This is a genomic window from Ruminococcus sp. AM26-12LB (genome assembly GCF_003480785.1).
Taxonomy (GTDB): Bacteria; Bacillota; Clostridia; order Lachnospirales; family Lachnospiraceae; genus Blautia_A; species Blautia_A fusiformis.
In genome coordinates this window covers 106,263-131,886 of record NZ_QUJX01000001.1, presented here as the reverse complement: position 1 = coordinate 131,886, position 25,624 = coordinate 106,263, and the positions used below count along the sequence as shown (strand labels likewise).

The 25,624-nt window shown below is 45.9% G+C and carries 22 protein-coding genes; 8 read left to right on the top strand and 14 right to left on the bottom strand.

The features are described from left to right. Positions 1–69 precede the first annotated feature (69 nt). Entirely contained in the window at positions 70–1,200 is a 1,131-nt protein-coding gene (locus tag DW694_RS00590; RefSeq protein ID WP_118752380.1) for a glycerate kinase, read from the bottom strand. Positions 1,201–1,305: 105 nt separating this feature from the next. Here DW694_RS00590 and DW694_RS00585 point away from each other — a divergent pair, with 105 nt between their 5' ends. After that, positions 1,306–1,554, top strand: coding sequence for a helix-turn-helix domain-containing protein (locus DW694_RS00585; RefSeq protein ID WP_334296279.1), 249 nt, complete (start codon positions 1,306–1,308; stop codon positions 1,552–1,554). Positions 1,555–1,567: 13 nt separating this feature from the next. Here DW694_RS00585 and DW694_RS00580 read toward each other — a convergent pair whose 3' ends face one another. Continuing rightward, a complete protein-coding gene (locus DW694_RS00580) occupies positions 1,568–1,840 on the bottom strand; it encodes an acylphosphatase (RefSeq protein WP_118752378.1) in 273 nt (90 codons plus the stop codon). Between the two features lie 249 nt (positions 1,841–2,089). Here DW694_RS00580 and DW694_RS00575 point away from each other — a divergent pair, with 249 nt between their 5' ends. Next, entirely contained in the window at positions 2,090–2,608 is a 519-nt protein-coding gene (locus tag DW694_RS00575) for a nitroreductase (RefSeq protein ID WP_015525528.1), read from the top strand. A 184-nt stretch (positions 2,609–2,792) separates the two neighbouring features. On the opposite strand, the gene DW694_RS00570 is transcribed toward DW694_RS00575, so the two are convergent. Both DW694_RS00570 and DW694_RS00565 read right to left on the bottom strand, forming a co-directional pair. Next, on the bottom strand, positions 2,793–3,704 hold the full coding sequence (locus DW694_RS00570) for a LysR family transcriptional regulator (RefSeq protein ID WP_118752377.1): 912 nt from the start codon (positions 3,702–3,704) through the stop codon (positions 2,793–2,795). 77 nt (positions 3,705–3,781) lie between these two features. Beyond that, positions 3,782–4,735 (bottom strand): SH3 domain protein, encoded by a 954-nt coding sequence (locus tag DW694_RS00565; protein WP_021652766.1) that lies wholly within the window; start codon positions 4,733–4,735, stop codon positions 3,782–3,784. 365 nt (positions 4,736–5,100) lie between these two features. On the opposite strand from DW694_RS00565, the gene DW694_RS00560 reads away from it, so the two are divergent. Next, positions 5,101–6,192 carry a J domain-containing protein gene (locus DW694_RS00560; RefSeq protein WP_059086226.1) on the top strand — a complete coding sequence of 364 codons (1,092 nt, stop codon included), beginning with the start codon at positions 5,101–5,103 and terminating at the stop codon, positions 6,190–6,192. A gap of 91 nt (positions 6,193–6,283) precedes the next feature. Here DW694_RS00560 and DW694_RS00555 read toward each other — a convergent pair whose 3' ends face one another. Both DW694_RS00555 and DW694_RS00550 read right to left on the bottom strand, forming a co-directional pair. Then, positions 6,284–7,375 (bottom strand): PTS sugar transporter subunit IIC, encoded by a 1,092-nt coding sequence (locus DW694_RS00555; RefSeq protein WP_015525523.1) that lies wholly within the window; start codon positions 7,373–7,375, stop codon positions 6,284–6,286. Between the two features lie 49 nt (positions 7,376–7,424). Continuing rightward, complete coding sequence (locus DW694_RS00550; RefSeq protein ID WP_118752376.1) at positions 7,425–8,549, bottom strand: aldo/keto reductase; 1,125 nt, start codon at positions 8,547–8,549, stop codon at positions 7,425–7,427. A 339-nt stretch (positions 8,550–8,888) separates the two neighbouring features. Here DW694_RS00550 and DW694_RS00545 point away from each other — a divergent pair, with 339 nt between their 5' ends. Further along, entirely contained in the window at positions 8,889–9,734 is an 846-nt protein-coding gene (locus DW694_RS00545) for an AraC family transcriptional regulator (RefSeq protein ID WP_118752375.1), read from the top strand. A gap of 15 nt (positions 9,735–9,749) precedes the next feature. On the opposite strand, the gene DW694_RS00540 is transcribed toward DW694_RS00545, so the two are convergent. Then, the gene (locus DW694_RS00540) at positions 9,750–11,381 is read right to left on the bottom strand and encodes a glycoside hydrolase family 36 protein (RefSeq protein ID WP_242981811.1); all 1,632 of its coding nucleotides are present in this window, start codon (positions 11,379–11,381) and stop codon (positions 9,750–9,752) included. A gap of 516 nt (positions 11,382–11,897) precedes the next feature. Between DW694_RS00540 and DW694_RS00535 the strand changes: the two genes are divergently transcribed. Next, a complete protein-coding gene (locus tag DW694_RS00535) occupies positions 11,898–12,350 on the top strand; it encodes an Hsp20/alpha crystallin family protein (RefSeq protein WP_110102711.1) in 453 nt (150 codons plus the stop codon). Between the two features lie 368 nt (positions 12,351–12,718). Next, positions 12,719–13,363 carry a hypothetical protein gene (locus tag DW694_RS00530; RefSeq protein WP_021652759.1) on the top strand — a complete coding sequence of 215 codons (645 nt, stop codon included), beginning with the start codon at positions 12,719–12,721 and terminating at the stop codon, positions 13,361–13,363. A gap of 69 nt (positions 13,364–13,432) precedes the next feature. On the opposite strand, the gene DW694_RS16790 is transcribed toward DW694_RS00530, so the two are convergent. Further along, positions 13,433–14,434, bottom strand: a complete 1,002-nt coding sequence (locus DW694_RS16790) for a hypothetical protein (protein WP_110102710.1) — start codon at positions 14,432–14,434, stop codon at positions 13,433–13,435. Between the two features lie 890 nt (positions 14,435–15,324). Here DW694_RS16790 and DW694_RS00525 point away from each other — a divergent pair. Together DW694_RS00525 and DW694_RS00520 are read left to right on the top strand one after the other, a co-directional pair. After that, positions 15,325–16,539: a DUF4317 domain-containing protein gene (locus DW694_RS00525; protein ID WP_092072040.1), complete on the top strand. Its 1,215-nt coding sequence runs from the start codon at positions 15,325–15,327 to the stop codon at positions 16,537–16,539. 10 nt (positions 16,540–16,549) lie between these two features. Further along, positions 16,550–17,347, top strand: coding sequence for an HAD family hydrolase (locus DW694_RS00520; protein WP_242981810.1), 798 nt, complete (start codon positions 16,550–16,552; stop codon positions 17,345–17,347). Positions 17,348–17,452: 105 nt separating this feature from the next. Here DW694_RS00520 and DW694_RS00515 read toward each other — a convergent pair whose 3' ends face one another. From DW694_RS00515 to DW694_RS00490, 6 genes are all read right to left on the bottom strand, one after another. Beyond that, a complete protein-coding gene (locus DW694_RS00515) occupies positions 17,453–18,709 on the bottom strand; it encodes an FKBP-type peptidylprolyl isomerase (RefSeq protein WP_110102708.1) in 1,257 nt (418 codons plus the stop codon). Between the two features lie 213 nt (positions 18,710–18,922). Continuing rightward, the gene (gene mfd / locus DW694_RS00510) at positions 18,923–22,249 is read right to left on the bottom strand and encodes a transcription-repair coupling factor (protein ID WP_110102707.1); all 3,327 of its coding nucleotides are present in this window, start codon (positions 22,247–22,249) and stop codon (positions 18,923–18,925) included. A 7-nt stretch (positions 22,250–22,256) separates the two neighbouring features. After that, positions 22,257–22,835: an aminoacyl-tRNA hydrolase gene (pth, locus tag DW694_RS00505; RefSeq protein WP_015525511.1), complete on the bottom strand. Its 579-nt coding sequence runs from the start codon at positions 22,833–22,835 to the stop codon at positions 22,257–22,259. Positions 22,836–22,914: 79 nt separating this feature from the next. Next, positions 22,915–23,865, bottom strand: coding sequence for a GTP-binding protein (locus tag DW694_RS00500; RefSeq protein ID WP_118752374.1), 951 nt, complete (start codon positions 23,863–23,865; stop codon positions 22,915–22,917). A gap of 122 nt (positions 23,866–23,987) precedes the next feature. Continuing rightward, complete coding sequence (locus DW694_RS00495) at positions 23,988–25,127, bottom strand: CobW family GTP-binding protein (RefSeq protein ID WP_110102706.1); 1,140 nt, start codon at positions 25,125–25,127, stop codon at positions 23,988–23,990. 212 nt (positions 25,128–25,339) lie between these two features. Continuing rightward, entirely contained in the window at positions 25,340–25,573 is a 234-nt protein-coding gene (locus DW694_RS00490) for a hypothetical protein (protein ID WP_015525508.1), read from the bottom strand. Positions 25,574–25,624 lie beyond the last annotated feature (51 nt).

Genomic DNA, 25,624 nt, shown 5'->3' with positions numbered 1-25,624 from the left:
AGCAGATCAGACACTCACGCTCTGTATTTCTGCAGGAATCCTGAAATTTACGAATCATATGCCTTTTATTTATTTCATCAGTCTGATAACCTGCTCTGTAGTATCTGCCAGATTCTGCTTTGCATTCTCATTTTTCATGGCCTCCTCCAGAGTTACCACTCCGCGGAGGATCGGGAAAAAGGCATCGATCCCTGCATCGTTGCAGGCTCTTGCGTCACGCTGTACGGCACCTGCAAAGGCGATCACTTTTTTGCCATATTTCTTTGCAAGCTTTGCAACACCTACCGGCGCTTTTCCCATGGCTGTCTGTCCATCCATACGTCCCTCACCTGTGATCACAAGATCCGCGTCTTTGATATAGTCCTCAAGTTTTGTCTCATCCAGCACGATGTTGATCCCGGATTCCAGAACTGCATCGGTAAAGGTCAGGAATGCAAATCCCATTCCGCCGGCAGCACCTGTTCCCGGATACTTTGCATCTGCTTTCGGAAAACGCTCCTTTGCAAGCTCTGCATAAGCACCCAGCCACTGATCCATGTCCTGGATCATCTCCGGCGTAGCACCCTTCTGCGGTCCGTAGATGGAACTGCATCCAAGCTCTCCGCAAAGAGGATTTGTGACATCACAGGCAACACGGAATTTACATTCTGCAAGCTCCGGAATCACATAGGCAGCTGTGATCTCTGTGATGTCTTTCAGGCCCCTTGCTCCCGGAAGGACCTGCTTTCCGTCTTTATCCAGAAATGCATAGCCAAGTGCCTGAAGCATTCCCACACCACCGTCATTGGTGGCGCTTCCGCCGATACCCACAATAAATCTGCGGCAGCCTTTTTCGATGGCGTCCTTGATCACCTCACCGACACCGTAGGTTGTGGTATAAAGAGGATTTCTTTTTTCGTCCGGCACCTGCGTGATCCCTGCTGCACCAGCCATTTCGATCACTGCGGTCTTTGTGCTTTCGATGATGCCATACTCACAGATCACCGGCTCGCCAAGAGGCCCCGTAACCTTTACGTGCTCTGTTTTTCCGTTCATTCCTGCGACAAGAGCTTCCACGGTTCCCTCTCCACCGTCTGCCAGTGGTCTTACCTGAACTTCTGCGTCCGCATCCACACGATGGATACCTTCAGCAGCTGCAAAGCCTGCCTCCATGGATGTCATACTGCCCTTAAAAGAATCGATCGCTGTTACTACCTTCATTTTATTTTCCTCCTGTATGATTTTTATGTAAAGCTGATATCCGTACTCTCCGTTCTATCATTCCGTGCACCGGAAACGTGAAATGTTCCTTTACGTGTCAGGCGGATATTCTCTGCGCAGCTCTGCAGCCAAATAACTGTTCTGCTGTTTGGTTATCAGCTGTCCCCGGATGAAAAGAACCTTCTGCGAACTTATTTTTCCCTGGAAATGTCTCTGGCTGATACCGCAGAGAAGCTTTTTCTCCACAAAAATACTCTTCAATATAAATTAAACCACATTTATAAAAAATGTGGTCTCAATCCCCGGAAATTCCGGGACGCTGTTCTGTTGTATCTGGCATTGGAGCTGGAATGAACCGGCCATTTCACTATCCTCTCACATGAAAGCCAAACTCCTCCTCCAGTGGAATTTCCCTCGCTTCAATCCCCTCGATCTCCACAAAGCTCTGCTGAGAAAGGCGTTCTACCATCTCCCGGATTTCTTCTCTGGTTCCCTGTACTTCCATTTCCACACGATCATCCCAGAGATTCCGTACCCAGCCGGTCAGTCCCATGGACTGTGCAATATAATAGGAGCGGTAACGAAAGCCTACTCCCTGTACTCTTCCTGAAAAATAAAAATGTTTTCGAATCTTTTCCATCTGGCACCTCATATTTTCTGTCTTAACTATTCTGTCTCTGTATCTTCACCCGAAATTCTCCCGCATCCGCCGCAGGAATATCATAAACAGATTATATAATATTTCTTTATAAATTGTAAAGTTATATCCTTCTATCTATTGGAAACTATAATCATCTGCGTTATAATGGTTTTTATCAGAATAAAAAGAAATTTACTTTCTTTTGCAGAAAATATTTTCAACAAAATTTAACATCAGGAGGTAATGATCATGAATGAAAGCATCAAAAACCTGTTAGAACGCAGAAGCATCCGCGCCTACAAAAAAGAGCTTGTTCCGAAAGAAACTCTGGATACGATCCTGGAGGCGGGAGAATATTCCCCCAGCGGCATGGGACAGCAGAGCACTCTTATGGTAGTGACACAGGATCCGGAGCTGGTTGCAAGGCTTTCCAAAATGAACGCAGCTGTTATGGGCAGCACCTCAGATCCGTTCTACGGCGCCCCAACTGTGATCATTGTCTTTTCCGACAGCAAAATGGGCACCTGTGTGGAAAACGGAAGTCTTGTGATGGGAAATCTCATGAATGCCGCACATGCTCTCGGCGTGGACTCCTGCTGGATTCACCGTGCAAGAGAAGTTTTTGACTCCGAGGAAGGAAAAGAGCTGAAGAAGCAGTGGGGTGTTCCGGAGGAATATATCGGCGTGGGCCACTGTGTTCTTGGATACCGTGACTGTGAATATCCAACAGCCAAACCGCGTAAAGATGGTTTTGTGATCCGTGTGTGATCGGCTTGCAGAATAAAATTTCCACTGCCAAAAACTTTTAATGTAAATAAAGATCTGACAGATTCCTGCATGATACGCATCGCTACGTATCTGAGAATACACAGGGAAACAACCCTCCGGTATCATAAATACCAGAAGCTTTTCCCGTCTTCTCCGGCAGTGATCTGTCAGATTTTATTTTCTCTTATTTCAGTGCTTTATCCTTATATCTGGAAATCTCCTCCAGATATTTTTTCCCAAGGGTACTGATGTTAACACCCTTTCTGGCAACATAACCGATTGTCATGATCTCATCGGAATCCAGCTTCACAGCACAGTAATCGGAACCATTAAGATCCTCACAGATAATACCGGAGCATAAGGTATATCCATTCAGTCCTACCATCAGGTTCAGCATAGTAGCCCTATCATCGGCTTTGATCAGCCGTTTGTATTCATAGGTGCTCAAAACCTCCTCAGCAAAATAAAAAGAGTTATTTCCTCCCTGTTCAAAGGACAGACACGGATATTCCTTCAGTTCTTCCAGCGTGATCTTCTCACGCTTCGCCAGAGGATGCCCCTTCCACATATAAACGTAGATCCGACAGTTGAGAAGTTCGTGAAACTCCAGACCATACTCGTGAAACATTTTTGTAAGTACCTTACGGTTAAAATCATTTACGTAGAGGATCCCGATCTCACTCTTGAAATTACGGACATCCTCGATGACCTGATGCGTCTTGGTCTCGTGAACCGCAAATTCGTACTCATCCATGCCGAATTGCTTTACCAGCTCCACAAAGGCATTAACTGCAAAGGTATAATGCTGCATGGAAACACTGAATTTTTTGCGTGACTGTTCCTTGGAAATATATTTGGCTTCCATCAGTTCGTACTGTTCCACCACCTGCCTTGCATACCCCAGAAATTCTTCGCCTGCAGGCGTTACGGCGATTCCCCGGTTCGTTCTTCGGAAGATCTCAACACCGGTTTCTGCTTCCAGCTCCCGGATTGCCGTGGAAAGACTGGGCTGAGAAATATAAAGGCTTTTTGCTGCCTCGTTCATAGATCCGGCTTTTGCAATTGCTATGGTATATCTGAGCTGTGCCAGAGTCATCTTTCTGCCTCCCCGTTTCTTGTTCCGGCTTTCTGTTCCTCTTCAGGCAGATCCGGCAACAAGCATCCTTTATCTTTTTATTTAAGATAGTTCTTATCTACATATCCTTCTTTTCCAAGCTTCGGAACATATACATACCAGTAAGTACTGTCTTTCTTCTCAATGACTTCTACCGTATCTCCGTTATTCAGCTGGGCGATCTCATTGTCCTTGTCATACGCCTTTGTACTGCGCAGAGCCAGATATCCGCTTTCCACTTTAACAGTCATGGATGGAGTTGTCGTACCTGAGCCTCCGGTAAGATAGTTCCTGTCAACATAACCGGTCTTATCCAACTGCGGAACATATACATACCAGTACTGATCGTTGCTGGTGTCCTTCACCTGAACCGTGTCACCGGTATTCAGCTGTCCGATCTCATTGCTTTCATTATAGGCTGCCTTGTTGCGAAGGGCAAGATAACCAGTTTCTACTTTAACTGTCCACAGACCACTGTTGTAAATATAACGGTTATCCACATATCCGGATTTATCAAGCCCCGGAGCATATACGTACCAGTAAGTAGAATCACTGCTGTCCTTTACAAGAACGACATCTCCGGTATTCAGGCGTCCGATCTCGTTACTGTCATTGTAAGCTGCGGTACTTCGAAGAGCCAGATAGCCTTTTTTTACCTTTACTGTCCAGGAATCGTTGGAAGCTGTGGCGTTCTCTGCTATCTGGATATAGTTTTTGTCCAGATATCCGGATTTATCCAGTCTTGGCACGTATGCATACCAGTAGGTAGCGTCCTTCCGATTTGTAACTTCCACAAGATCTCCTGTATTCAGCTGTCCGATCTCATTGCCTTTGTCAAAAGCCTTCTCACTCCGGAGAGCCAGGTATCCATCTGTGACTTTGACTTTAAAAGTGGTTCCTGCTGCTGCCTTTGTCTCCCGGATCGTCGCCGGAAAAGCTGCTGCCAGTATAAGTGTCAGAAGTACCAGCCTTTTTACTGCCTTTATATGGGACAGAAGAGTTCTTTTTCTCATATTATACGCCTCCTTTTCTTTTTTGGATCTTTCTCTGATCTGCGGCTCTCTCTGTTTTTTATTTACTGAGCAGACCGCACCGGAATTTATGGTAGTATTATATCATATTTTTAGCTGATAGCTGTAAGAATCATATCTCTCATTGCAGTCCAAAATGTTCTTTTCCACAATGCAGGTATTGACACTTTTAATTAGTAGTGTTATATTACATATAGAACAATATAAAAGTAATGCCCCCGGGATTTTTCCCGGGGAATTTTATACGCATACGTTCAATATATGACAGTCCGGGAGATCTGTCCTCTGAGAGGACAGATCGATCATCCGGGACGCTGCAGACTATAATATAAGGGAAGGTGAATACCATGGCAGTAAAAAGAGATTATTACGATGTTCTGGGCATTGACCGGAACGCAGATGAAAAAACAATAAAAAAAGCCTATCGTAAACTGGCCAAAAAATATCATCCGGATACAAACGCCGGTAATGCAGATGCCGCAGATAAATTTAAAGAAGTAAACGAAGCCTACGATGTCTTAAGTGATCCAAAGAAGAAAAAAATGTATGATCAGTTTGGTCATGCCGCATTTGAAGCAGGAGCTGATCCTGGAGCCGGCGCAGGTGCCGGTGGATTCGGCGGATTCCAGGGTGGCGGCAATGGCAGCTATCAGGAATTTCATTTTAACGGTGAAAATATGGACGATATTTTTGGTGATATCTTCGGAAATATGTTCCACGGCAGTCACGGCGAAAGCCGCGGTTTCGGCAGCAATGGCACATATGAGCATTTCACCGGTAACGGTGGCGGCTTTCACAGTGGATTTGGCGGAAGTGGCTTTCACAGTGGCAACGGCTTCGGCGGATTCCATCAGCAGGATTTTCCGCAAAAAGGCTCTGATGTGAAGGCCAGCATCAACGTTACCTTTGATGAGGCAGCTTTTGGTGCTGATAAAAGAATTTCTCTGTCCGGTCCGGACGGAAGCTCCGGTGCACCGCAGACACTTCAGATTCATATTCCGGCAGGTATTGATACCGGCAAGAGTATCCGTCTGAAAGGAAAAGGCATGCCCGGAACCGGCGGCGGCGAGCCTGGTGACCTTCTTCTGAAGGTTACCGTAGGAACACGTCCTGGCTATGAACGAAAAGGATCGGATGTTTATACCACCATTTCTATTCCTTACACAACCGCTGTTTTCGGCGGTGAAGCCACCGTTCCTACCCTTTACGGAAATGTTATCTGTAAGATCAGGGAAGGTATGCAGTCCGGTTCCAAGATCCGCCTGAGAGGAAAAGGCATTGTTTCCATGAAGAACCCTTCCGTCCGCGGTGATCAGTATGTAACCATTCAGATCCAAGTTCCTCAGAATCTGAATTATTCCGCAAAAGAGAAACTCCATGAATATGCAAAGGCCTGTGGACTGGAACGGAGTAATGCCACCGGATCACATGTAGCATAAAAGTTAAAATAAAAGAGTATCACAAAGCTCATCACTATCAATGAGTTCCTGTGATACTCTTTTTTGATTTTAAAGTAAGATCTGATATAGCTTATGACAACGTCATATCTCCATCTTTCACCCATCCGAGCTTACGTACAAACATATTGATCAACGGGCAGAGAACTGCCGGGAGAATAAAAGATATCAGAAAAAGTCCCGCCCAGTCCATAGCTGTAACAGCTGTCTTGGTTCCTTCTGCAATATCATTCATCCATCCTGTATACACACCGATCTGACCTACAAAGCCACAGGTACCCATTCCTGAGGATACAGCAGTACCGTTCATCTGAAGCCTGAACAAGCAGGTTGCAATAGGTCCTGTGATAGCAGATGTTACGATCGGAGCAATCCAGATCCTTGGATTTCTGACAATATTACCCATCTGAAGCATGGAAGTTCCAATTCCCTGAGAGACAAGGCCACCCCATTTGTTTTCCCTGAAGGACATGACCGCAAAACCTACCATCTGCGCACAGCAGCCCGCTACTGCAGCGCCGCCTGCCAGTCCGGTAAGTCCCAGAGCCGCGCAGATCGCAGCAGAAGAGATCGGCAGCGTCAGTGCGATTCCAACAAATACAGAAACCAGGATTCCCATAAAGAATGGCTGAAGATCTGTTGCCCACATGATCACGCTTCCTACCTTCATAGCAGCTTTTCCAAGGGCCGGTGCCCACCATGCGGAAAGGCCTACGCCCACACCGATGGTTACAAGAGGCGTTACAAGGATATCGATCTTTGTTTCCTTTGAAACTGCCTTACCGATCTCAGCTGCAACAATGGCAACAAACAGTACAGCCAGAGGACCGCCTGCTCCGCCAAGTGCGTTGGAGGCAAATCCAACAGTGATCAACGAAAACAATACCAGCGGCGGGCAATGCAAGGCGTAACCGATGGCTACTGCCATGGCAGGGCCGCTCATGGCAGATGCCAGAGAACCTACTGTGTACTGGGTATCATTGACTGTGGCAACTGCCATAGTCAGAAACGGAATGTGAAACTGTGTGCCAATGGTGTTGATGATCGTACCGATCAGCAGGGAACAGAAAAGTCCCTGTGCCATAGCTCCCAGTGCATCGATACCATATCTCTTCAGAGAGATCTCAATATCCTTCCGTTTCAGAAATGCTTTGAATTTTTCCATTTTTAAACTCTCTCCTTACCCTGATCCGCTTCCTGCCGGATCAGTTCCTTTATTTGCAAAAAGCCTCTCTTACTTTCTCAAGTTCCGCGCGGATGGAAATATGCTGCGGACATACTTCCTCACACTGTCCGCATTTTACACATTCATCTGCACGCTTTCTTCCATGACTGACTACCAGCCAGTCTTCCTGATGCGCTGCGGCGGCTTTATTCCCGTACAATGTCAGATAATTCATTGCTGTAAAAGAACCGGAAATTCCGATTTCCATCGGACAGACCTTTGCACAGTAGTTACAGGTTGTACATGGGATCAGAGGAATTTTGCTCATAGCCTCTCTTGCCTTATCAAGAGTCTCCTTCTCACTGTCAGTAAGGCCATTGAAATCCTTCATAAAGGAAAGGTTATCCTCCATCTGTGCAACATTGCTCATTCCGGAAAGTACGGTGATCACGCCTTCCAGATTTGCCGCAAAACGGATCGCCCAGGATGCTGTGGATGCTTCCGGCTCTGCTTCCTTCAAAAGCTTTTCCACTGCTTCCGGCGGAGTTGCAAGCATGCCGCCTTTTACAGGTTCCATGATAATGACGGGTTTTCCATGTTTTCTGGCTACCTCGTAGCAGGCTCTTGACTGGATCGCCGGATTTTCCCAGTCTGCGTAATTGATCTGCAGCTGTACAAATTCCATTTCCGGATGTGAAGTGAGAAGTGCATCCAGCTCCTCCGGTGTGGAGTGGAACGAAAATCCTGCATGTCTGATCAGACCGGCTTCCTTCTGTTCACGGATCCAGTCCCATAAACCGTACTCATCAAAATATTTTGTTCTGTGCTCTCCAAGATTGTGGAGAAGATAAAAGTCGAAATATCCTGCCTTTGTTCTCTCCAGAGATGTTTTAAACTGTGCAAGAGCTTCATCTCTTGTCTTGCAGTTGATCCAGGCTGCCATCTTGGTGGCTAACTGATATTTTTCTCTCGGATAACGCTCTACCAGCGCTTCGCGGATAGCATCTTCGCTTCCTGCATAAGCCCATGCTGTATCAAAATATGTAAATCCGGCTTCCATAAATTTGTCCACCATGACTTTGGTCTGCTCCACATCGATCACACCTTCTGATTTCTGCGGAAGTCTCATAAGGCCAAAACCAAGTTTTTTGATCTCTTCACCTAAATATGCCATATCTTTCTCCCTTCTTATTACATACCGGAAAATTCCTCATATCATCTGATATATCACCGGATAAGCAATATTTCTGACACAGATATCTCCCGGACCGTTATATTTTTGCCGCAGAGAAACTGCGTTTCTCCTATTATAACGATATTTTTCCTGGTGGTAAACCTTTTTCTTTTACAAGTGTCAAGACAATGCCAAGATATAAAAAACAGCTGCCGCACATTTATTGCACGGCAACTGTCTTTTGTCCTATCAGTTCATCTTTGTTCTTTACACCTCAGATTAAATATTTTAAACTGATATTACTTATAGTAACCATATATCGAAAGGCAGAAAACTCTCATGAAAAACAAACAGGTCATGAACCGCCAGACTTCATCAAAAGAACTTCATCTTATTTCCTGCGGCTGGGAAAAATGTACACCGGAGCAGTCCTATGGTCCAGGTATACGGCGGTATTACACCATTCACTTTGTGCTGAGCGGGCAGGGCTATTTCTATATGAATAACCGGAAGTATACCCTGAAAGCCGGACAGTGCTTTTTCATTCCTCCTATGACCAGCTCTCTCTACAAAACGGAACCCTCTGATCCCTGGACTTACATCTGGATCTGCTTCAACGGGGAAAACGCTCCAACGCTTTGCGAACACTGCCATCTTACTGAAGAAACTCCGGTCCAGCAGCTGAATTCGGTTCTTCCCTATCAGGAAACTATTCTTGAAATGATGGCTCATCCACAACTGACGCCTTCCGGTGAGGCCTATATCCAGAGTGGTCTTTACCGGATCATTGCCCTGCTGGAGGAAGAATTTCATGCTTCCTACACCACCATGGAATCCAACGATAATTTTTACATCACACAGGCTGTTGATTACATCAAAAAAAGTCCGCTGCAGAATATCACTGTGACAGATGTTGCTGACTATCTCCATATCAGCCGCAGCCACCTTTATGGACTTTTTAAAAAACATCTTGGAACCACACCCCAAGCATTCCTGACTTCAGCCAAGATCATCAACGCCCGGGAGCTTCTGACCGTCACGGATATCCCTGTCTCCAGCGTGGCGTTCTCCTGCGGATATCAAAATCCATTTGCCTTTTCCCGTGCCTTCAAAAAAGAAACCGGCATGACGCCACGGGAATACCGGGAAAAATATCATCATGCCGAGGATCTTCTGGATTGCTGAACCACTTTTCCTGATTTACGGAACAACTACCTTGGCATTATAGTATTCCACCGCAGCATCCATGGTCGGACCTTCGTTGTCAAACCAGTCATAAGTGATAGTTTCGCCGTTTTCTCCCCATACCTCCGGGCAGTCGATTTCTTCCCAGTCCATCGGAACAAAATGCTCTTTCTGTTCTGATGCACGCAGCATGATCTGATGCAGCTCCTCAAATTCCTCCGGATTCAAAACTCCAGGTTTTGCGGATACAAACAGTGGTGTACCGCTCTTTGCAAGAACGTCTGCCCACTGACGATTTTTCTCCCATGGGATCATTCCGAAAATACCGACACAGTCTGCATCAATATGGTAAAACGTATTGTGCTGCGGAAGACGGAATGCCAGCGTATTTACGCCCATTCGTCTGGTACGCTCCCAGATACGTCCGCTGGTATCGTCACCGGTCCGGTTCAGATGCATCAGGCCTGCGCCGAGATGTCCGATGGTATTGCAGCCGATGATCACTGCGTTGTTGCTCCGGGAAGCATCATAAATCTCCTGATAAAGCATTTTTACGATTTCTGCGCTGGTTTTGGTCTGATCATAAAAATGCCATTTCTCCATGGAATTGTCTCTTAAATTCGCCTCAAATCCCCATTTCCCAAAGAGATCAAAGGTAGAAAAATCATGCTTGATCAGCGTGTATCCCCAATCACAGATCCTCTCGATATCTTTACGGATATATTCCAGTGCATCCGGGTGGGACGGATCGAGACAGTCATTATAGGAAATTCTCCACTCATTCGGGATATTCTCATCTTCATTAAGAAGCAGACGGACCCAGATACCCGGGCGGACACCTTTTTTCTCCAGCTTGTCTGCAAGACCTTTCATATCCGGAAATCTGTCATTGCCTTTTGTCCATGGTCCACCGTTGTATTCATCCAAGCGGTGATGTTCCTGCCAACAGTCATCAATGACCATGAACGGAGGATTTTTTACACCTTCGGTCAGTTTCAGGATATAATCGGTATCACTTAAGATCTCCTCTTCGGAGCTGTCACCGTAAGCATAGTACCAGTTATTGCTTCCATATACCGGAAACTCTGGGAAGATCGGATCTGCACACATTTTTTCACAGAATTTCTGTGCAGTTTCAAAAGTATCTGCTCCTTCTGCTTCCATGCAGACGATCTGTGCGGCACACAGCTTTCTTCCTTTCAGCTGTACTCCTGTATTTCCGCAGCGAACATCCAGAAACAAAGTAATTCCTTTGGTATCCACCTGCCAACAGCACATAGCAGAAGGACGGACCTTTACGCCAAAGCAGAGAACCTTCTCAGAAAGCTTCGCCAGAAAATACCATGGCAGATAACGGTTTCCGCTCATTCCATGCCATTCCGCATCACCATAGGTACGTTCCCAGGCATCTCCCAGAAATCTGGCTGATTTCGGGATCTTATAGTTCCATCTCAGCTTCACACATCTCACTGCATCCTCGGATGTGACAAATATATCCTCATGTTCACCTGCGTCCTGAAATTCCACAGTAGTTGCACCGGCAGCTACTGTCGTCTGCCCTCCCTGGCACACAAGTCTCTCCGCTTCTGTTTCCACTGTTACATAATCCGGTACCCCAAGCTTAAAATCTGCATATTTTTTCTGCATTATTCTCTCCTCCTGTACTTTTTCATTTACATTTTGCTTTACCTGCATACTCATGAATACTGTCTTTCTATCGTCTGTTCAACTCAGAAGAATGTACGAAAAATTTTTTTAATACATTTTGTCTATATGCCTTATTATATTGATTTTTTTGGTTTTTTCTATGCTTTAAAGTTATTATAACATTGCAGAATGTTCAATCTGCATAAGATTTTCAGTCCTTGTCCGATTCGCTTTTTAATATGAGAGCATAAAGGGCTAAAGGTGGAAATTAGTTTTTTCATTTTACGGAACACAAATTCTTCACAATTTTTTAGCACTCACCTATTGACTTTGCTAACAACATGTGTTATATTACATATAGAACAAAGGAGAAGATAAAAAAGAACTTCCAGATGTTCAGAATAAAACCAAACGATCACCACTGCGGAATAACCCGAAGTGGTAACTATATACCGGCAACAGTTGGATTTCTTGATCCACCGGAACGGCTTTTCAATTTGAAAGGAGAAATGACTTATGATGTTCCCGAGTGTATTTGGAGAAAACTTATTTGATGAGTGGATGGATGATTTTGGATTCAGAGATAATTTCTTTAGCGGAAAGAACCCTCTTTATGGCAAACATGCAAAAAATATCATGAAAACTGATGTACGTGAAACAGATAAAGGCTATGAGCTGGATGTAGATCTTCCAGGATTTAAGAAAGATGAAGTACAGGTACAGCTGAAGGATGGTTATCTTACCATCTCCGCTGCCAAGGGTCTTGACAAAGACGAGGAAGACAAGAAAGGCAATTATATCCGCCGTGAACGTTATGCCGGCAGCACAAGCAGAAGCTTCTATGTTGGTAATGGTGTAAAAAACGAAGATGTCCATGCAAAATTTGAGAACGGTGTTCTGAGACTTTCTATTCCGAAAAAAGCAGCTGAAGAGATTGAAGCTGATAAATATGTATCTATTGAAGGCTGATATTGACTCACTCTCACAGGGGGAGGATCCTTAGGGATTCTCCTCCTCTTTTTTATACGCAATAATACATATGACACTCTCTTTCCAATTTACTACGTACTCACAAGTACTTTCACTCTATAGTAATGATCCTATTGTCAAAGTTTTCATGATATTGGATATTTTTTAACAAATACGCTTGATTTTTTGAATATTTTTTATATATTTTGCATTATATTATTTCATTTTTTTGAAATTAATGGTATAATATGCACAGCTAATCGGATATTTGCAATCCGCATTCGGTTAAATAAATCTGTTTCGTAATCCTTCAGGATAATTCTCCTGAACAACCACGTAAAACACGATCACGACAGGAGGTTTTTATTATGGATCAGGACAACATCATAAAAATTTATGCACGCACTGACAACCGCATACAGCTTAAAATGATTCCGGGACACTTCGTAACATCCCAGTCCCATATCACACACTACCTGGATCTCACTACTATGAAATCCAGATGCGCTGAAGCACAGCGTATTGCATCCGCTCTCGCAGCAAATTACGAAGCATCCATTCCGGTAGACACCATCGTCTGCATGGACGGACTTGAAGTGATCGGTGCTTATCTCGCCGAAGAACTGACCAAAGCCGGCGTCCTTTCCATGAACGCACACCAGACCATCTACGTCATCACCCCTGAGTTCAACAGCACCGGGCAGATGATCTTCCGCGACAACTATGAACCAATGATCAATGGAAAAAACATCCTCGTCCTAAATGGTTCCATCACCACCGGATCCACATTGAACCGAGCTATCGAAAGCGTTCTGTACTATGGCGGTAAGATCCGCGGCGTGGCAGCCATCTACAGCAGTGTAGACAGTGTAGCCACACTCCCTGTCCACTCTATCTTTCAGGCCAGAGACATCCCGGACTATCACTCCTACCGCTCTGACAACTGCCCACTGTGCAAAAACCGCCAGAAGATCGATGCTATTGTCAGCAGTTACGGATATTCTGTATTATAAGATTCAGATCAATCAACGAATCCCCCATGGATAGCAAAACCAGTGGGGGATTCTCTTTATCTTTTCTTATTATAATTGATATTCTCTGTACATAGCTTCACGCATTTCTTTATCTGTAACAACCTTCTGAATCTCATTACCACGCTCATCAAGTATAAGCCTGTTGATCAGAACACTAAGTCGTTCTTCCCCCTGGGCCATTCCCTGAGCTATTCCCTGAGCCATTCCCTGGGCCATTCCCTGAGCCATTCCCTGAGCCATTCCCTGTTCTCGCCCCAGTGCTTCAGCCTGTTCCTTAGCTTCCGCCATCAGTCTTGCCCTTTTCTCAGATTCCAGTTCCAGAACATGTCCACCCATAATCTCACCTATTCCTTTCCGGACTTTCTCCTCATTTCTGAAAATATGATCAGATATCCGAGTTATCAGTCCAATCAGATCACTGAACAGTTCAGACCTTCCAGATTCAGTGATCTCTACCTCCAGTTTACTCCGGATCACTTCATATTCATTCAGTAATTCCTGAAAAAGTTGTGGATTCTCACTCATCTCATGCCCTCTTTTTTCATATCGCATGATATAAAAAGGAAGCAGCATAAGAAGACTCTTTTCAAATATCTTATCTTTTGTATAATTCTCTACTTTAATGGCAGGCACTCTGTACAAATGACATCCCCCATCCGGAAAAACCACATCCACTTCCAGAAAATCCGGCGTATTCCTACTATTTCTCAGATACAACACACAAGAACGTGGAAACTCCATCCGATACCTCCGTCCCTGCTTTCTGGCAAACTCAACAGCAGTTGCAAAATCATACTCTATCATCCGTACAGCCATTGTCGTGTCATCCGTACTCTGGCATTCTATATGATAAATCCTGTTTCCGATCAACAGCCGCGAATCCGTAATAATCTCACCATCCACCCGCTGATACTCGTTACGCAGCTGCACAATCTCCATATCAGCCGGGTATGATGTATGAAAAACATCATTGATCAAAGGCACGACCAGAAACGTCATTTTCTCCATCATAGTACGAAAAACATCATCAAAAATCGTATTATCTCTCAAACAATACTCCTTCTGGTATATACAATTATACCATCAACCAAACACTTCAGAAACCCTGTATACAGTTTTTATAAATATTTTTGAAAAAACGCTTCAGACATTGAAGCAAAAAGAAACCAAATAAATGGATAGATCTTATAAGATATACAAATCATACCACACATCCCACCACAACACCACAAAAACCCATCTCCAAATTTCGACACCACCTTCCAGCGTCCAGCAACGCACCGACATTCACAACCTCCCTCCAAACCACAAAGAATCTCAAGCTTCCAAACTACAGGCGTCCAGCAACGCGCCGACGCTCACAACCTCCCTGACAAACACATAGAATCTCAAGCTTCCAAACTACAAGCGTCCAGCAACGCGCCGACGCTCACAACCTCCCGGCAAACACATAGAATCTCAAGCTTCCAAACTACAGGCGTCCAGCAACGCGCCGACGCTCACAACCTCCCCTCCAAACCACAAGGAAACTCAGCCTTTCCTCCCAGCCATCCAGCGCAGCGCTGATGGCTCATCCAACTCCCGTCAGACCACTCTATCCCTCCCACCATGACCGCACAGTGTGAGGTTTGCAGCAGAAGTCCGGGTGCTTTGGAGTGAGCCTTGGTCCATACTTAGCGTCTGAGGTGGTTCACGGAGAGGTACCCGGCGGCCACAAGCCGTAGGGTAAGGCCCATCTGTCTGAGCCAGGTACGCATCAGCGTACATGGCGAGTTATGGGCCGGCCGCTCCGTGAGGCACCTCAGACGCTTAGTATGACCAGGCGAAACGACGGCACCCGGACTTCTGCTGCAAATCTCACACGTCCGTCCGCGTCATCTTGCCCCCACCAAACACCTGTGCTATAATCAAACTAATTAAAAAACCGAGGTAAACCACACATGAACAAAAAAGAAATCGCAGAAATAAAAAAACAATTCACCCCTGACCGCTGCTCCATCACCCGCATCTGCGGCTGCTACGTAGACGGTGAAAAAAACAAAAAAACCGAACTCAAAGAAGCCTTCTTATCCTTATCAGAGGAAGAAACCTTCAAATACTTCGACATCTTCCGAAAAACCCTCACCGGCACCATCGGAAAAAACCTCATCAACATGGAATTTCCCCTGGATCAGGAAGCTGAAGGCGGAACCCAAAACTTCCTCATGAAACTCCGCAAAAGCAAACTCACCGACGACACCCTCACCGAAGCCTTCTACGACAGAATCATAGAAAACTACGACTACGGTGAAAACTACTACATCATCCTCATCCACGCAGTCTACGACATCCCCGGCAAATCCTCCGACGGTGCCGAAATGTTCGACGCTTCCGATGAGATCTACGATCACATCCTCTGCAGTATCTGCCCGGTCAAGCTCTCCAAAGCAGGCCTGCATTACAATGCAGAGACAAACAATATTGAAGACCGTATCCGGGACTGGCTGGTAGAAATGCCTGACTGGGGCTTCCTTTTCCCACAGTTCAACGACCGCAGTACCGATATCCACGGACTTCTCTACTACACCAAAAACGCCGAAAATCTCCGCTCCACCATGATGGAAGAAGTCTTCGGCTGCACCACACCACTATCTGCCGGAACCCAGCGTGACTCCTTCAATGCTCTGGTGGAAGAAACCCTTGGTGATGACTGTGCCTACGACACAGTCCTTGAGATCCACGAAAAGCTCAACGATCTCATCGAATCCCAGAAGGACGAACCGGAACCTGTTGTCCTCACCAAATCCGAAGTCAAACGTCTCTTCGAAGAATGCGGCGTAGAAGACGAAAAGCTCCAGAACTTCGATGAACAGTATGAGCTTGCCGCAGGAGAAAAATCAGCTCTGGTAGCATCCAACATCACCAACACCCGGAAATTCGAGATCAAAACCCCTGACGTGGTGATCCACGTAGCACCGGACCGGGCAGAACTGGTAGAAACCCGCATCATCGATGGTCGAAAATGCCTTGTGATCCCCATGGAAAGTGAAATAGAACTCAACGGCATCCGTGTCAGCACATTGAACTCTGTTGAAGATACATCAGCAGAACCGCTTCCTGTTAATGATATTACTGACATTGATAACAGTAACACCGAAGAAGAAATCCCATTTTAAAGGAGACCTTATGAACGATAAAAAAATCCTGTTCTTCGACATAGACGGCACACTGCTTACGCCTCACCCTTTCAAGGTTCCGGAGAGCACCAGCCGCGCCCTCACAAAAGCCCATGAAAACGGTCATCTTCTTTTCATCAACACCGGCCGCACCAAAGTAATGATGCCCTCTGCACTCTCAGAGCTTCATTTCGATGGCTATATATACGGCTGTGGAACCCACATTTACATGGACAACAAATTGCTTTTTTTCCGTACAGTCCCAAATCTTCTGTGCAAGGAAACCGTAGACCTTCTCCGCAAATGCAAGATCGAGGCAATTTTTGAATCCAACACTGAGATCCTGTATGATGGCGCATCTCCGGCCCAGTCCGAATTCGGAGTCAAAATGCGAAAAGAAATTCCAATGGTCGACATCACGAAATTCAATCGGGAGGATGCCTGCACTTACTCTTATGACAAATTCCTGGTACATATGCTGCCGGATTCCGATGTCGAAAAATTCCGCAGCTTCTGTAATGATCATTACACCTATTTTGATCACGGAAACGGAATCTGGGAAGTCACACAAAAGGGTACCAGCAAAGCCACAGGCATGGAATTTCTCCTGGACCGCCTTTCCATCCCCAAGGAAGACTGCTATGCATTCGGAGACAGTCCCAACGACCTTCCCATGCTGAAAGCTGCCGGAGTCAGCGTTGCTATGGGAAATGCTTACGGAGGCATCGAAGAGCACTGCACATACCAGACAGACTCAGTGGACAAGGACGGGATCCTTCACGCACTAGAGCATCTCAATCTGATCTGATGATCCGTAAAGCAGGCATGAGCATTACAAAAACGAGCCGTGTACGATAAACCCGTACACGGCTCGTTGTCTTTTCTCTTATCATTCCATTGTAAACATTGTATCTTATTTCTCAGCTTCCGGTGTAGCAGCTGCCTCAGATTCTGTACTGTCTGCAGTCTCCTCATCAGCCTTTGCAGAATCTCCCTCTGTCTCCGGTGTCTCGGTCACATCGGTCTGCTCCTCAGCTGCCGGTGTCTCAGTTGCCTCAGCCGCTGCAGAATCTGCTGTCGGTGTCTCAGTTACATCCGGGTCCGGTGTCGGAGTTGAAGTCTGGATCGTAAAGCTGTGATTATCTGTGATCTTGATCTTCTTGATCAGTTTTTTCTCTTCTTTGATATCAGCTTTCTTCTTCCAGCCATCTGTTGTATCATTATAGAAATCATCCTTCTTGGTGTTTGTCAGAGACTCTTTCTTACTCTCCGTTGCAGTTTTATCATTCTTGGAATCCAGTCTCACAACATACCATACGGAATCTGTCTTTATGATCTCCTCGTTCAGTGCACCCTCGTCCAGCTTTCTTAAAGCGGTACGAACCTCATCCGGATAAGTAGTTCCGTTGGCAGCACTGTCATCACCTTCCTCATAGGTAGGGCATGTTCCGGTTGTTGCGGTCATATCCTCGGAGATCTCATCTCCAAGAGTATTGAAATCTGCAGCCGGATCCTCTTTAACCTTGTCATAAAACTTCTGAAGATTCTCTTTATTCTTCTTGATATCATCATCGGAAAGATCATCTCCGCTGACCTTTGCACTTGCATAGCTGAAGGACATCTGCTGATATTCTTTCTCATCCAGCTTCACGTCCGCTTTGGCTTCAATGGCATCCTTCATCTTCACATCGTATGTTTCAAGCTCGAGGAAAGTCTTTACCATATCTTCATCAACCGCAAGCTCTGCAATTGTCTCATCAGAATTGGCAGCCATGAAGTTCTTGGCAGCTTCCTCAAGAGCCTTCTGCTCATCATCTGTGATTTCAACATCATACTCGGAAGCGTGTTCTTTCTCCAGACACATCTTTTCAACAGTTTCAACAGAAGTTGTTACCGCATTTTCACCGTAAGTCTCATCGGAATCATCCATTTTGGTACTCCAGATAGACATATCGCTTCCGCCGCCAAGATACATCTTGTACATTGCCTCAGCCTGTGCCTGCTGCATACGTGCTGCCAGACTTACAACGCCAAACGGGATTTCCTGCTTATTGACTGTCACTGCGATCTTTGTACCATCGAGTTTTTTATTTCCGCAGCCTGCCATCATTCCTGCCGCTGTAACGCAGACAAGAGCAGTAACTGCCGCTTTCTTTACTGAATTTCTCATTTCATCCTCCATCTATCCGTCCATAAGAATCACGGTCCGGCTCTTATTCCATAATACTTGATTATAAACGTTTTCACCTTTAAGAGCAAGGAATTTCACGAACTTACACGACATTTCACAAATTATCCACAAGTCTTTCCGGGAAAATATCCGGTATCCACAAACCGGATGTTTTTTCCCGTGGATAACCCTAAGCTTAGCTGATTCTTCCCTTTACTCCAGTGGCTCTGCCAGTTTTGCCAGCTCCCCCGCAAACTTCATCAGCTCTTCAATCAGCCTTCCCTGTGGTGTCAGGATAAATTTCGGCTCATGATCAGCCTTAAACTGCAAACCTCTCCGGTACTGCGCCATAATAGCCGGGATACCTGCGGGATCCAGCTTGGCCTTTTCATAGAGCGTGATCCGGACATCTTTTCCAAGCTGCTTGATCTCCGTCACATATCCCTGATGGGCAAGAGCCTTCAGTCTTGCAATGGCAAGAAGATTCAGCACAGCTTTTGTCGGCTCGCCAAAACGGTCGATCAGTTCCTCCAGCATATCGTCATATTCCTGCTGGCTTTCAATACCGGCAATACGCTTATAAATATCCAGCTTCTGGAACTCGTTGCTGATATAGGAATCCGGGATAAACGCATCGATGTTGAGATCAATGGTCGTCTCAAAATCATCCATAGTCCGGATTCCCTTTGCCTCCTTGACAGCCTCACTGAGCATCTTGCAGTAAAGGTCATAACCAACTGCGTTCATATGCCCGTGCTGCTGAGCACCAAGAAGATTTCCTGCTCCACGAAGTTCCAGATCCTTCATAGCTATCTTAAAACCGCTTCCAAGGTCTGAATACTCCCGCATGGCGCTAAGCCGTTTCTCCGCGGTCTCCTGGAGCATCTTGTTTTTGGTATACATTAGAAATGCATAAGCAGTCCTGTTGGAACGTCCTACACGCCCACGAAGCTGATAAAGCTGGGAAAGGCCATATCTGTCCGAATCATGGATGATCATAGTGTTTACGTTGGAAATATCCAGTCCTGTCTCAATAATAGTGGTGGAAACCAGTACATCCACATCTCCGTTGATAAAATCATACATTACCTGCTCCAGTTCCCTCTGACTCATCTGTCCATGTGCAAAATCCACTCTGGCCTCCGGCACAAGTCTGGATATCCGAAGGGCTACTTCGGCAATGTCATTGACTCGATTATATACGTAATACACCTGTCCACCCCGGCGAAGCTCCCTGCGGATGGCTTCCCGAACAGTCTCCTCATCGTACTCCATAACGTATGTCTGGATCGGCACACGATCCATCGGCGGCTCTTCCAGAACGCTCATATCACGGATACCGATGAGACTCATATGAAGAGTTCTCGGAATCGGCGTTGCCGTCAGCGTCAGTACATCCACATCTTTTTTCATCTGCTTGATCTTCTCCTTGTGAGTAACACCGAAGCGCTGCTCCTCATCAATGATCAGAAGTCCAAGATTTTTAAATTCCACATCTTTTGAAAGAACTCTGTGGGTGCCGATCACAATATCTACCTGCCCCTTTTTGATCCCTTCGATGGTCTTTTTCTGCTGGGCAGATGTCCGGAAACGGCAGAGAAGCTCCACCTTCACCGGAAATTCTTTCATACGCTGTACAAAGGTATTGTAATGCTGTTGGGCAAGAATGGTAGTAGGGACCAGATAAACCACCTGCCGGCTTTCCTGTACTGCCTTAAACGCAGCTCTTAAAGCCACCTCCGTCTTTCCGTAACCAACGTCACCACACACAAGACGGTCCATGATCCTGGTGCTTTCCATATCTCTCTTGGTATCCTCAATGGCTGCCAGCTGATCCTCTGTCTCCTCATAAGGAAACATCTCCTCAAATTCCTTTTGCCATACGGTATCCGGTCCGCAGACATACCCCTCTTTCTCCTGGCGTACTGCATAAAGCTCTACCAGCTCTTTTGCGATATTTTTTACCGCACCCTTAACACGGCTCTTGGTCTTATTCCACTCCTGACCGCCAAGCTTGTTCAGCTTGGGCGTTTTTGCATTTTCGGAGGATCCGGAATATTTCTGCAAAGCATCTAGCTGGGTTGCCAGGATATAGAGATTACTGCCGCCCCGGTATTCGATCTTGATGTAATCCTTCACAACACGGTCAACCTCTACCTTTTCGATTCCACGGTAAATACCCAGTCCATGCTTTTCATGAACAACAAGATCACCAATGGAAAGCTCTGCAAAGTCCTGGATCCTGTTTCCGCTGTACTTTTTCTTTTTTTTGCGCTTTTTCTGCTCTTTGCCGAAAATATCGGTTTCCGTCATCACTGCAAATTTGATCAGCGGATACTGGAAGCCACGTCTTGCGTGACCATAGACCACCATGATCTCCCCGGGACTGATGATACGATCCATGTCCTGGCTGTAAAAAGCATTCAGTCCTTCCTCTGAAAGATCCTTTGCCAGACGCTCCGCCCTGGTCCTGGAACCGGAGAGCAATGCGATCCGGTATCCCTGACTCTTATACTGAAGGAGATCCTTTACCAGAAGTTCAAAGCTGCTGTTATAAGAATCTACAGACTTCACCGTAAGATCAAATTCCTCATTGATCTTCCATCCGGAACGTCTGGGAGAAAGTGCGGATACAGCCACACAATTCCGTCTGTTCAGCTTCTTCTGCAGTTCCTGAAAGCCACATAGCCACTGCTCCGGAAGATTTGCCTCGCCTTTTTCCTCTCTGTGCATACGACTCTGACGGTACTCTTCCTCCACACCCTCGCCGTTTTCTGCCAGGTGGTTCAGTTCATCCAGAAACACCAGTGTTTTTTCTTCCGGAAAATAATCCAGAAAGGATACCATATCTTCTCCGTCCATCTTTTCGACGGCCGGATAAATCGTAATTTCATCTACATTTTCTAGAGATCTCTGACTTTCCGCATCAAAGCTCCGGATAGAATCCACCTCATCATCCCACAGTTCGATACGCCAGGGATTATCCTCTGTCAGCGGATAGATATCAATGATTCCTCCACGCACAGAAAACTGCCCCGGAAGCTCTACCTGACCAGTGCGTTCATACCCCAGCTCTACCAGCTCTTCCTTCAGCTGATCCAGATCGATCACACTGTCACTTTTAAAATGAAGAAGTCTGCTTCTGATCTTTTCCAGCGGCATCAGGAAATCCATACATCCGTCAATGCTGGTAACAACGGTCACTTCTTCCTGTTCCAGAAGTGCCCGGATCACACGCATCCGCTGCCGGATCAGAAGATTTCCGTGAATATCTGCCTGAAAAAACAGAAGATCCTTTGCCGGATAAAAATATACATTTTTGTCATAGAAGCGGTAATCCTCATAGATTTCCTTTGCGTTGCGCTCATCATCCGCAAGGATCAGATGATATGGAAAAAGCCCGGAAAGTCCATACATCAGATGGACCTTCTGGGACTCCATACATCCGGAAACATTGAGAATTCCGCAGTTTGCGCCACAGCGCTTTTTTATTTCCTCAAACTCTGCAAGACCCTGCAGAGGATGCAAAAATGCTTCCATACAAACCTCAATTCTTAGGCTTTTTCCTGTTATATTTATTCATCGCCGCATCTACGCCCTCGGACAGGATCATCTCCACAGCCTCTGCCGCATCATTGATCCCTTCGTCCACAAGCTTGCGGTCACTGTCCGAAAAATGACCCAGCACAAAATCTGCCAGATCCCAGTCTTTCGGTTTTGCACCGACACCAACACGGATGCGGATAAATTTTTCAGTTCCAAGGCGGCGGATGATATCCTTGATCCCGTTATGTCCGCCTGCACTGCCCTTTTTGCGGATACGAAGCTGCCCAGGTTCCAGATCGATATCATCGTAGATCACGATCAGCTCTGTCTCCGGATCGATCTTGAAATAGCCGGACATCTCCTGGATCGGACCGCCGCTTAAATTCATATAGGAAAGCGGTTTCATCAGAATAGCTTTTTCACCGCCGATGATACCTTTTCCATACATGGCATTAAATTTTACGCCGCCCTGCGGGATATTATGCTTCTCCACAAGACAGTCAACGGTGTCAAAGCCCATATTGTGGCGTGTAGCCTCATACTGCTTTCCCGGATTTCCCAAACCTGCAATTAAATACATAAAAACTCCTCAGCTGTAATCTACCTGTTTCAATGTCAGGCCTTCTTATGCCTTAAGGCATACAAATGCTCTGATCGTATCAGTTGAAATATACCATCTCATCAGCAAGTGGCTCACAAACTTCTACATGCTCTGCGTAAAGTACGATTCCCTCTCCCTGATATTCCATTCTCTTCTCAAACGCAACCTTCGCAGTAACATCCACCCACTGGCCTTCTGCGATCTTCGGAGCAAAAGCGCTCTTGCAGATGTAACCAAGGAATGTGGTATCATCTGCACAGCATGTCATGGCTGTTCTTCCGGGAACAAAGAATTTGCTTCCCATTCCACGCGGCTTCAGGGCACGTGCTTTAAAGTGAACGGTTTTTCCAACATAACGGTCCGGATGATCCATGGAATCCACAAACCAGATACCATAATCCTCCGGAAGGATATCGATCACCGGCGCATCAATATCAAATGGCATCTCATCCTCAAAAAGATCACCAAGCTCGCCCTCTTCATCCTCAAAGATGATCTCCGCACGCTGGTTCACCACCTTGATGCTTCTTCTGTAAGAAGGAAGCGGGTCGTTCTCCTGGCAGTGGTTAAAGATAACCATATCCGCATTGCGGACCATGTCCATAAAAAGTGACTTCATATTCGCCATATAGACTTGGAATGTGCTTGCATCCACACAGGTGATATGCTGCTCCACGCCCCAGCCTTCCGGTTTTTCCATTTCTTCGAATTTACTTACCAGCCACATACCATTATACTCAATGATCACCCGCTCCGGCTGATGCAGGATCTCCATTGCCGCAAGTCGTTCCGGTGTAAGCTCTTCCTCGCTGTCAATGCTCTCCACAACGGTATTGCACTGTTTCAGTGCTTCCTCATCATATTCTTCCTCACCCTCTTCGCAAAGGATCAGCAGTGTTTTTCCATCGATCTGAAAGTAATCCTGCTGCAGGGTAAAGCTCAGGAAAGAGGTCTTGCCGCTTTCCAGAAAACCTGTGATCAGATAAACGGGTACTCTGGTCTCTTCCATAAATCCATCCTATCAGATACTGTACGATTTAATGTACAGTATCTGTTTCCTTTCTGTAACAATCTATATCTGTATTCCGCTTTGGCTTTGCGTCAAAACGAACATTTATTTTATCATATGCTTTATGCGATCCCGAAAAGCTCCTCCAGTGCATGCTCGTCAAGCTTAGAACCGATCACGCACAGACGGCCTGTATATTCCGGTGCACCCTCACGGATCTCAGTTTCTTCCGGAACCATATCAAAATAGATCCATGTTCCGTCTTCTGCCGGAAGCATTCCCTTTGCACGGAGGATGATACCGTATTTATCAGACTCGGAAAGTGCCTCAAGGATCTTCTCAAGTCCCTCACGTGTATATTTTTTAATAGTCTCACGGCCCCAGCTTGTGAAGACCTCATCTGCATGATGATGGTGGTGGTCATGTCCACAGCCACACTCTCCGTCGTGGTGATGGTGATGCTCATGCTCTTCATGATCATGGCCGCAACCGCACTCTCCGTCATGGTGATGGTGATGCTCATGCTCTTCATGATCATGGCCACAACCGCACTCTCCGTCATGGTGATGATGCTCATGCTCTTCATGATCATGGCCGCAGCCACACTCTCCGTCGTGGTGATGATGATGCTCATGCTCCTCCTCAAGCATCTCCTGCTCCAGGGATACCGGATGCTCCATAACCTCTACCAGCTTCTTACCGTCAAGATTCTCGATCGGAGTTGTAATGATAGCAGCATCCTTATTCAGGCTGCGGAGAAGCTCCAGGGACTCCTGAACCTTTTTCTCACTTGCAATATCAGTACGGCTCATGATGATAGCACCTGCATACTGGATCTGATTATCAAAGAACTCACCGAAGTTCTTCATATACATTTTGCATTTTTTTGCATCAACAACAGTTGTATAGCTGTTCAGTTTAATGTCAACCTCGTCCTGAACACCCTGTACAGCCTTGATAACGTCAGAAAGCTTACCAACTCCTGATGGCTCGATCAGGATCCTGTCCGGATCATATTTGGTAACAACCTCTTTCAGAGAGGTTCCGAAATCTCCTACCAGAGAGCAGCAGATACATCCGGAGTTCATCTCACGGATCTGGATCCCTGCCTCTTTCAGGAAGCCGCCGTCAATACCGATCTCACCGAACTCGTTCTCGATCAGCACTACCTGCTCACCCTGAAATCCATCCTTCAGAAGCTTTTTGATCAGAGTTGTTTTTCCGGCGCCAAGGAAACCGGAGATAATATCAATTTTAACCATTTTGTATACACTCCTTTTAACGTAGTTTGACCAGGAAGTATTATACCCCCTGGTTGTATCCTGTTATGCTCATGATGACAGAGAAAAAAATACCTGTTTCTGTATCTGCTGTCATTATATCCATTTTACAAAACAGACATTCCTATTCTGCTTTATATTCAGATTAATAGAGGGATGTGAAAAGCTCACATCCCTGAAAATCGTTCTTCCTATCAGCCGTTGATCATAAAGTTCATAAGCTTGTCGATATCCTCTTTCTCTGCTGCAACGATCTCAAGCTCCGGGATCTCACCAGCGGAAAAGATGTTTGCAAGAGATACATACTGGGAAAGTTTGGATTTCAGGTTCAATCTGTCTCCCTCTCCTGTTACAAGCTCTACTCTACCCTTGCAGCTGTCAATTACCTCAAAAAATTTATCAATATCTGTAATATGTGTTACTTTCATTTTAAAAATCTCCTTTCTTATTAAAGGGCTGTTCTTAACTCTTTCCGTTAG

Bases quoted from the DNA above. Each gene is read 5' to 3' on its own strand.
- DW694_RS00500 (WP_118752374.1), bottom strand. From the start codon at position 23,865: ATGGAAGAGACCAGAGTACCCGTTTATCTGATCACAGGTTTTCTGGAA.
- DW694_RS00550 (WP_118752376.1), bottom strand. From the start codon at position 8,549: ATGGCATATTTAGGTGAAGAGATCAAAAAACTTGGTTTTGGCCTTATG.
- DW694_RS00495 (WP_110102706.1), bottom strand. From the start codon at position 25,127: ATGGTTAAAATTGATATTATCTCCGGTTTCCTTGGCGCCGGAAAAACA.
- DW694_RS00580 (WP_118752378.1), bottom strand. From the start codon at position 1,840: ATGGAAAAGATTCGAAAACATTTTTATTTTTCAGGAAGAGTACAGGGA.
- DW694_RS00560 (WP_059086226.1), top strand. From the start codon at position 5,101: ATGGCAGTAAAAAGAGATTATTACGATGTTCTGGGCATTGACCGGAAC.
- DW694_RS00570 (WP_118752377.1), bottom strand. From the start codon at position 3,704: ATGACTCTGGCACAGCTCAGATATACCATAGCAATTGCAAAAGCCGGA.
- mfd (WP_110102707.1), bottom strand. From the start codon at position 22,249: ATGGAAGCATTTTTGCATCCTCTGCAGGGTCTTGCAGAGTTTGAGGAA.
- DW694_RS00525 (WP_092072040.1), top strand. From the start codon at position 15,325: ATGAACAAAAAAGAAATCGCAGAAATAAAAAAACAATTCACCCCTGAC.
- DW694_RS00530 (WP_021652759.1), top strand. From the start codon at position 12,719: ATGGATCAGGACAACATCATAAAAATTTATGCACGCACTGACAACCGC.
- DW694_RS00565 (WP_021652766.1), bottom strand. From the start codon at position 4,735: ATGAGAAAAAGAACTCTTCTGTCCCATATAAAGGCAGTAAAAAGGCTG.
- DW694_RS00545 (WP_118752375.1), top strand. From the start codon at position 8,889: ATGAAAAACAAACAGGTCATGAACCGCCAGACTTCATCAAAAGAACTT.
- DW694_RS00520 (WP_242981810.1), top strand. From the start codon at position 16,550: ATGAACGATAAAAAAATCCTGTTCTTCGACATAGACGGCACACTGCTT.
- DW694_RS00590 (WP_118752380.1), bottom strand. From the start codon at position 1,200: ATGAAGGTAGTAACAGCGATCGATTCTTTTAAGGGCAGTATGACATCC.
- DW694_RS00535 (WP_110102711.1), top strand. From the start codon at position 11,898: ATGATGTTCCCGAGTGTATTTGGAGAAAACTTATTTGATGAGTGGATG.
- pth (WP_015525511.1), bottom strand. From the start codon at position 22,835: ATGTATTTAATTGCAGGTTTGGGAAATCCGGGAAAGCAGTATGAGGCT.
- DW694_RS00515 (WP_110102708.1), bottom strand. From the start codon at position 18,709: ATGAGAAATTCAGTAAAGAAAGCGGCAGTTACTGCTCTTGTCTGCGTT.
- DW694_RS00575 (WP_015525528.1), top strand. From the start codon at position 2,090: ATGAATGAAAGCATCAAAAACCTGTTAGAACGCAGAAGCATCCGCGCC.
- DW694_RS00540 (WP_242981811.1), bottom strand. From the start codon at position 11,381: ATGCAGAAAAAATATGCAGATTTTAAGCTTGGGGTACCGGATTATGTA.
- DW694_RS00555 (WP_015525523.1), bottom strand. From the start codon at position 7,375: ATGGAAAAATTCAAAGCATTTCTGAAACGGAAGGATATTGAGATCTCT.
- DW694_RS00490 (WP_015525508.1), bottom strand. From the start codon at position 25,573: ATGAAAGTAACACATATTACAGATATTGATAAATTTTTTGAGGTAATT.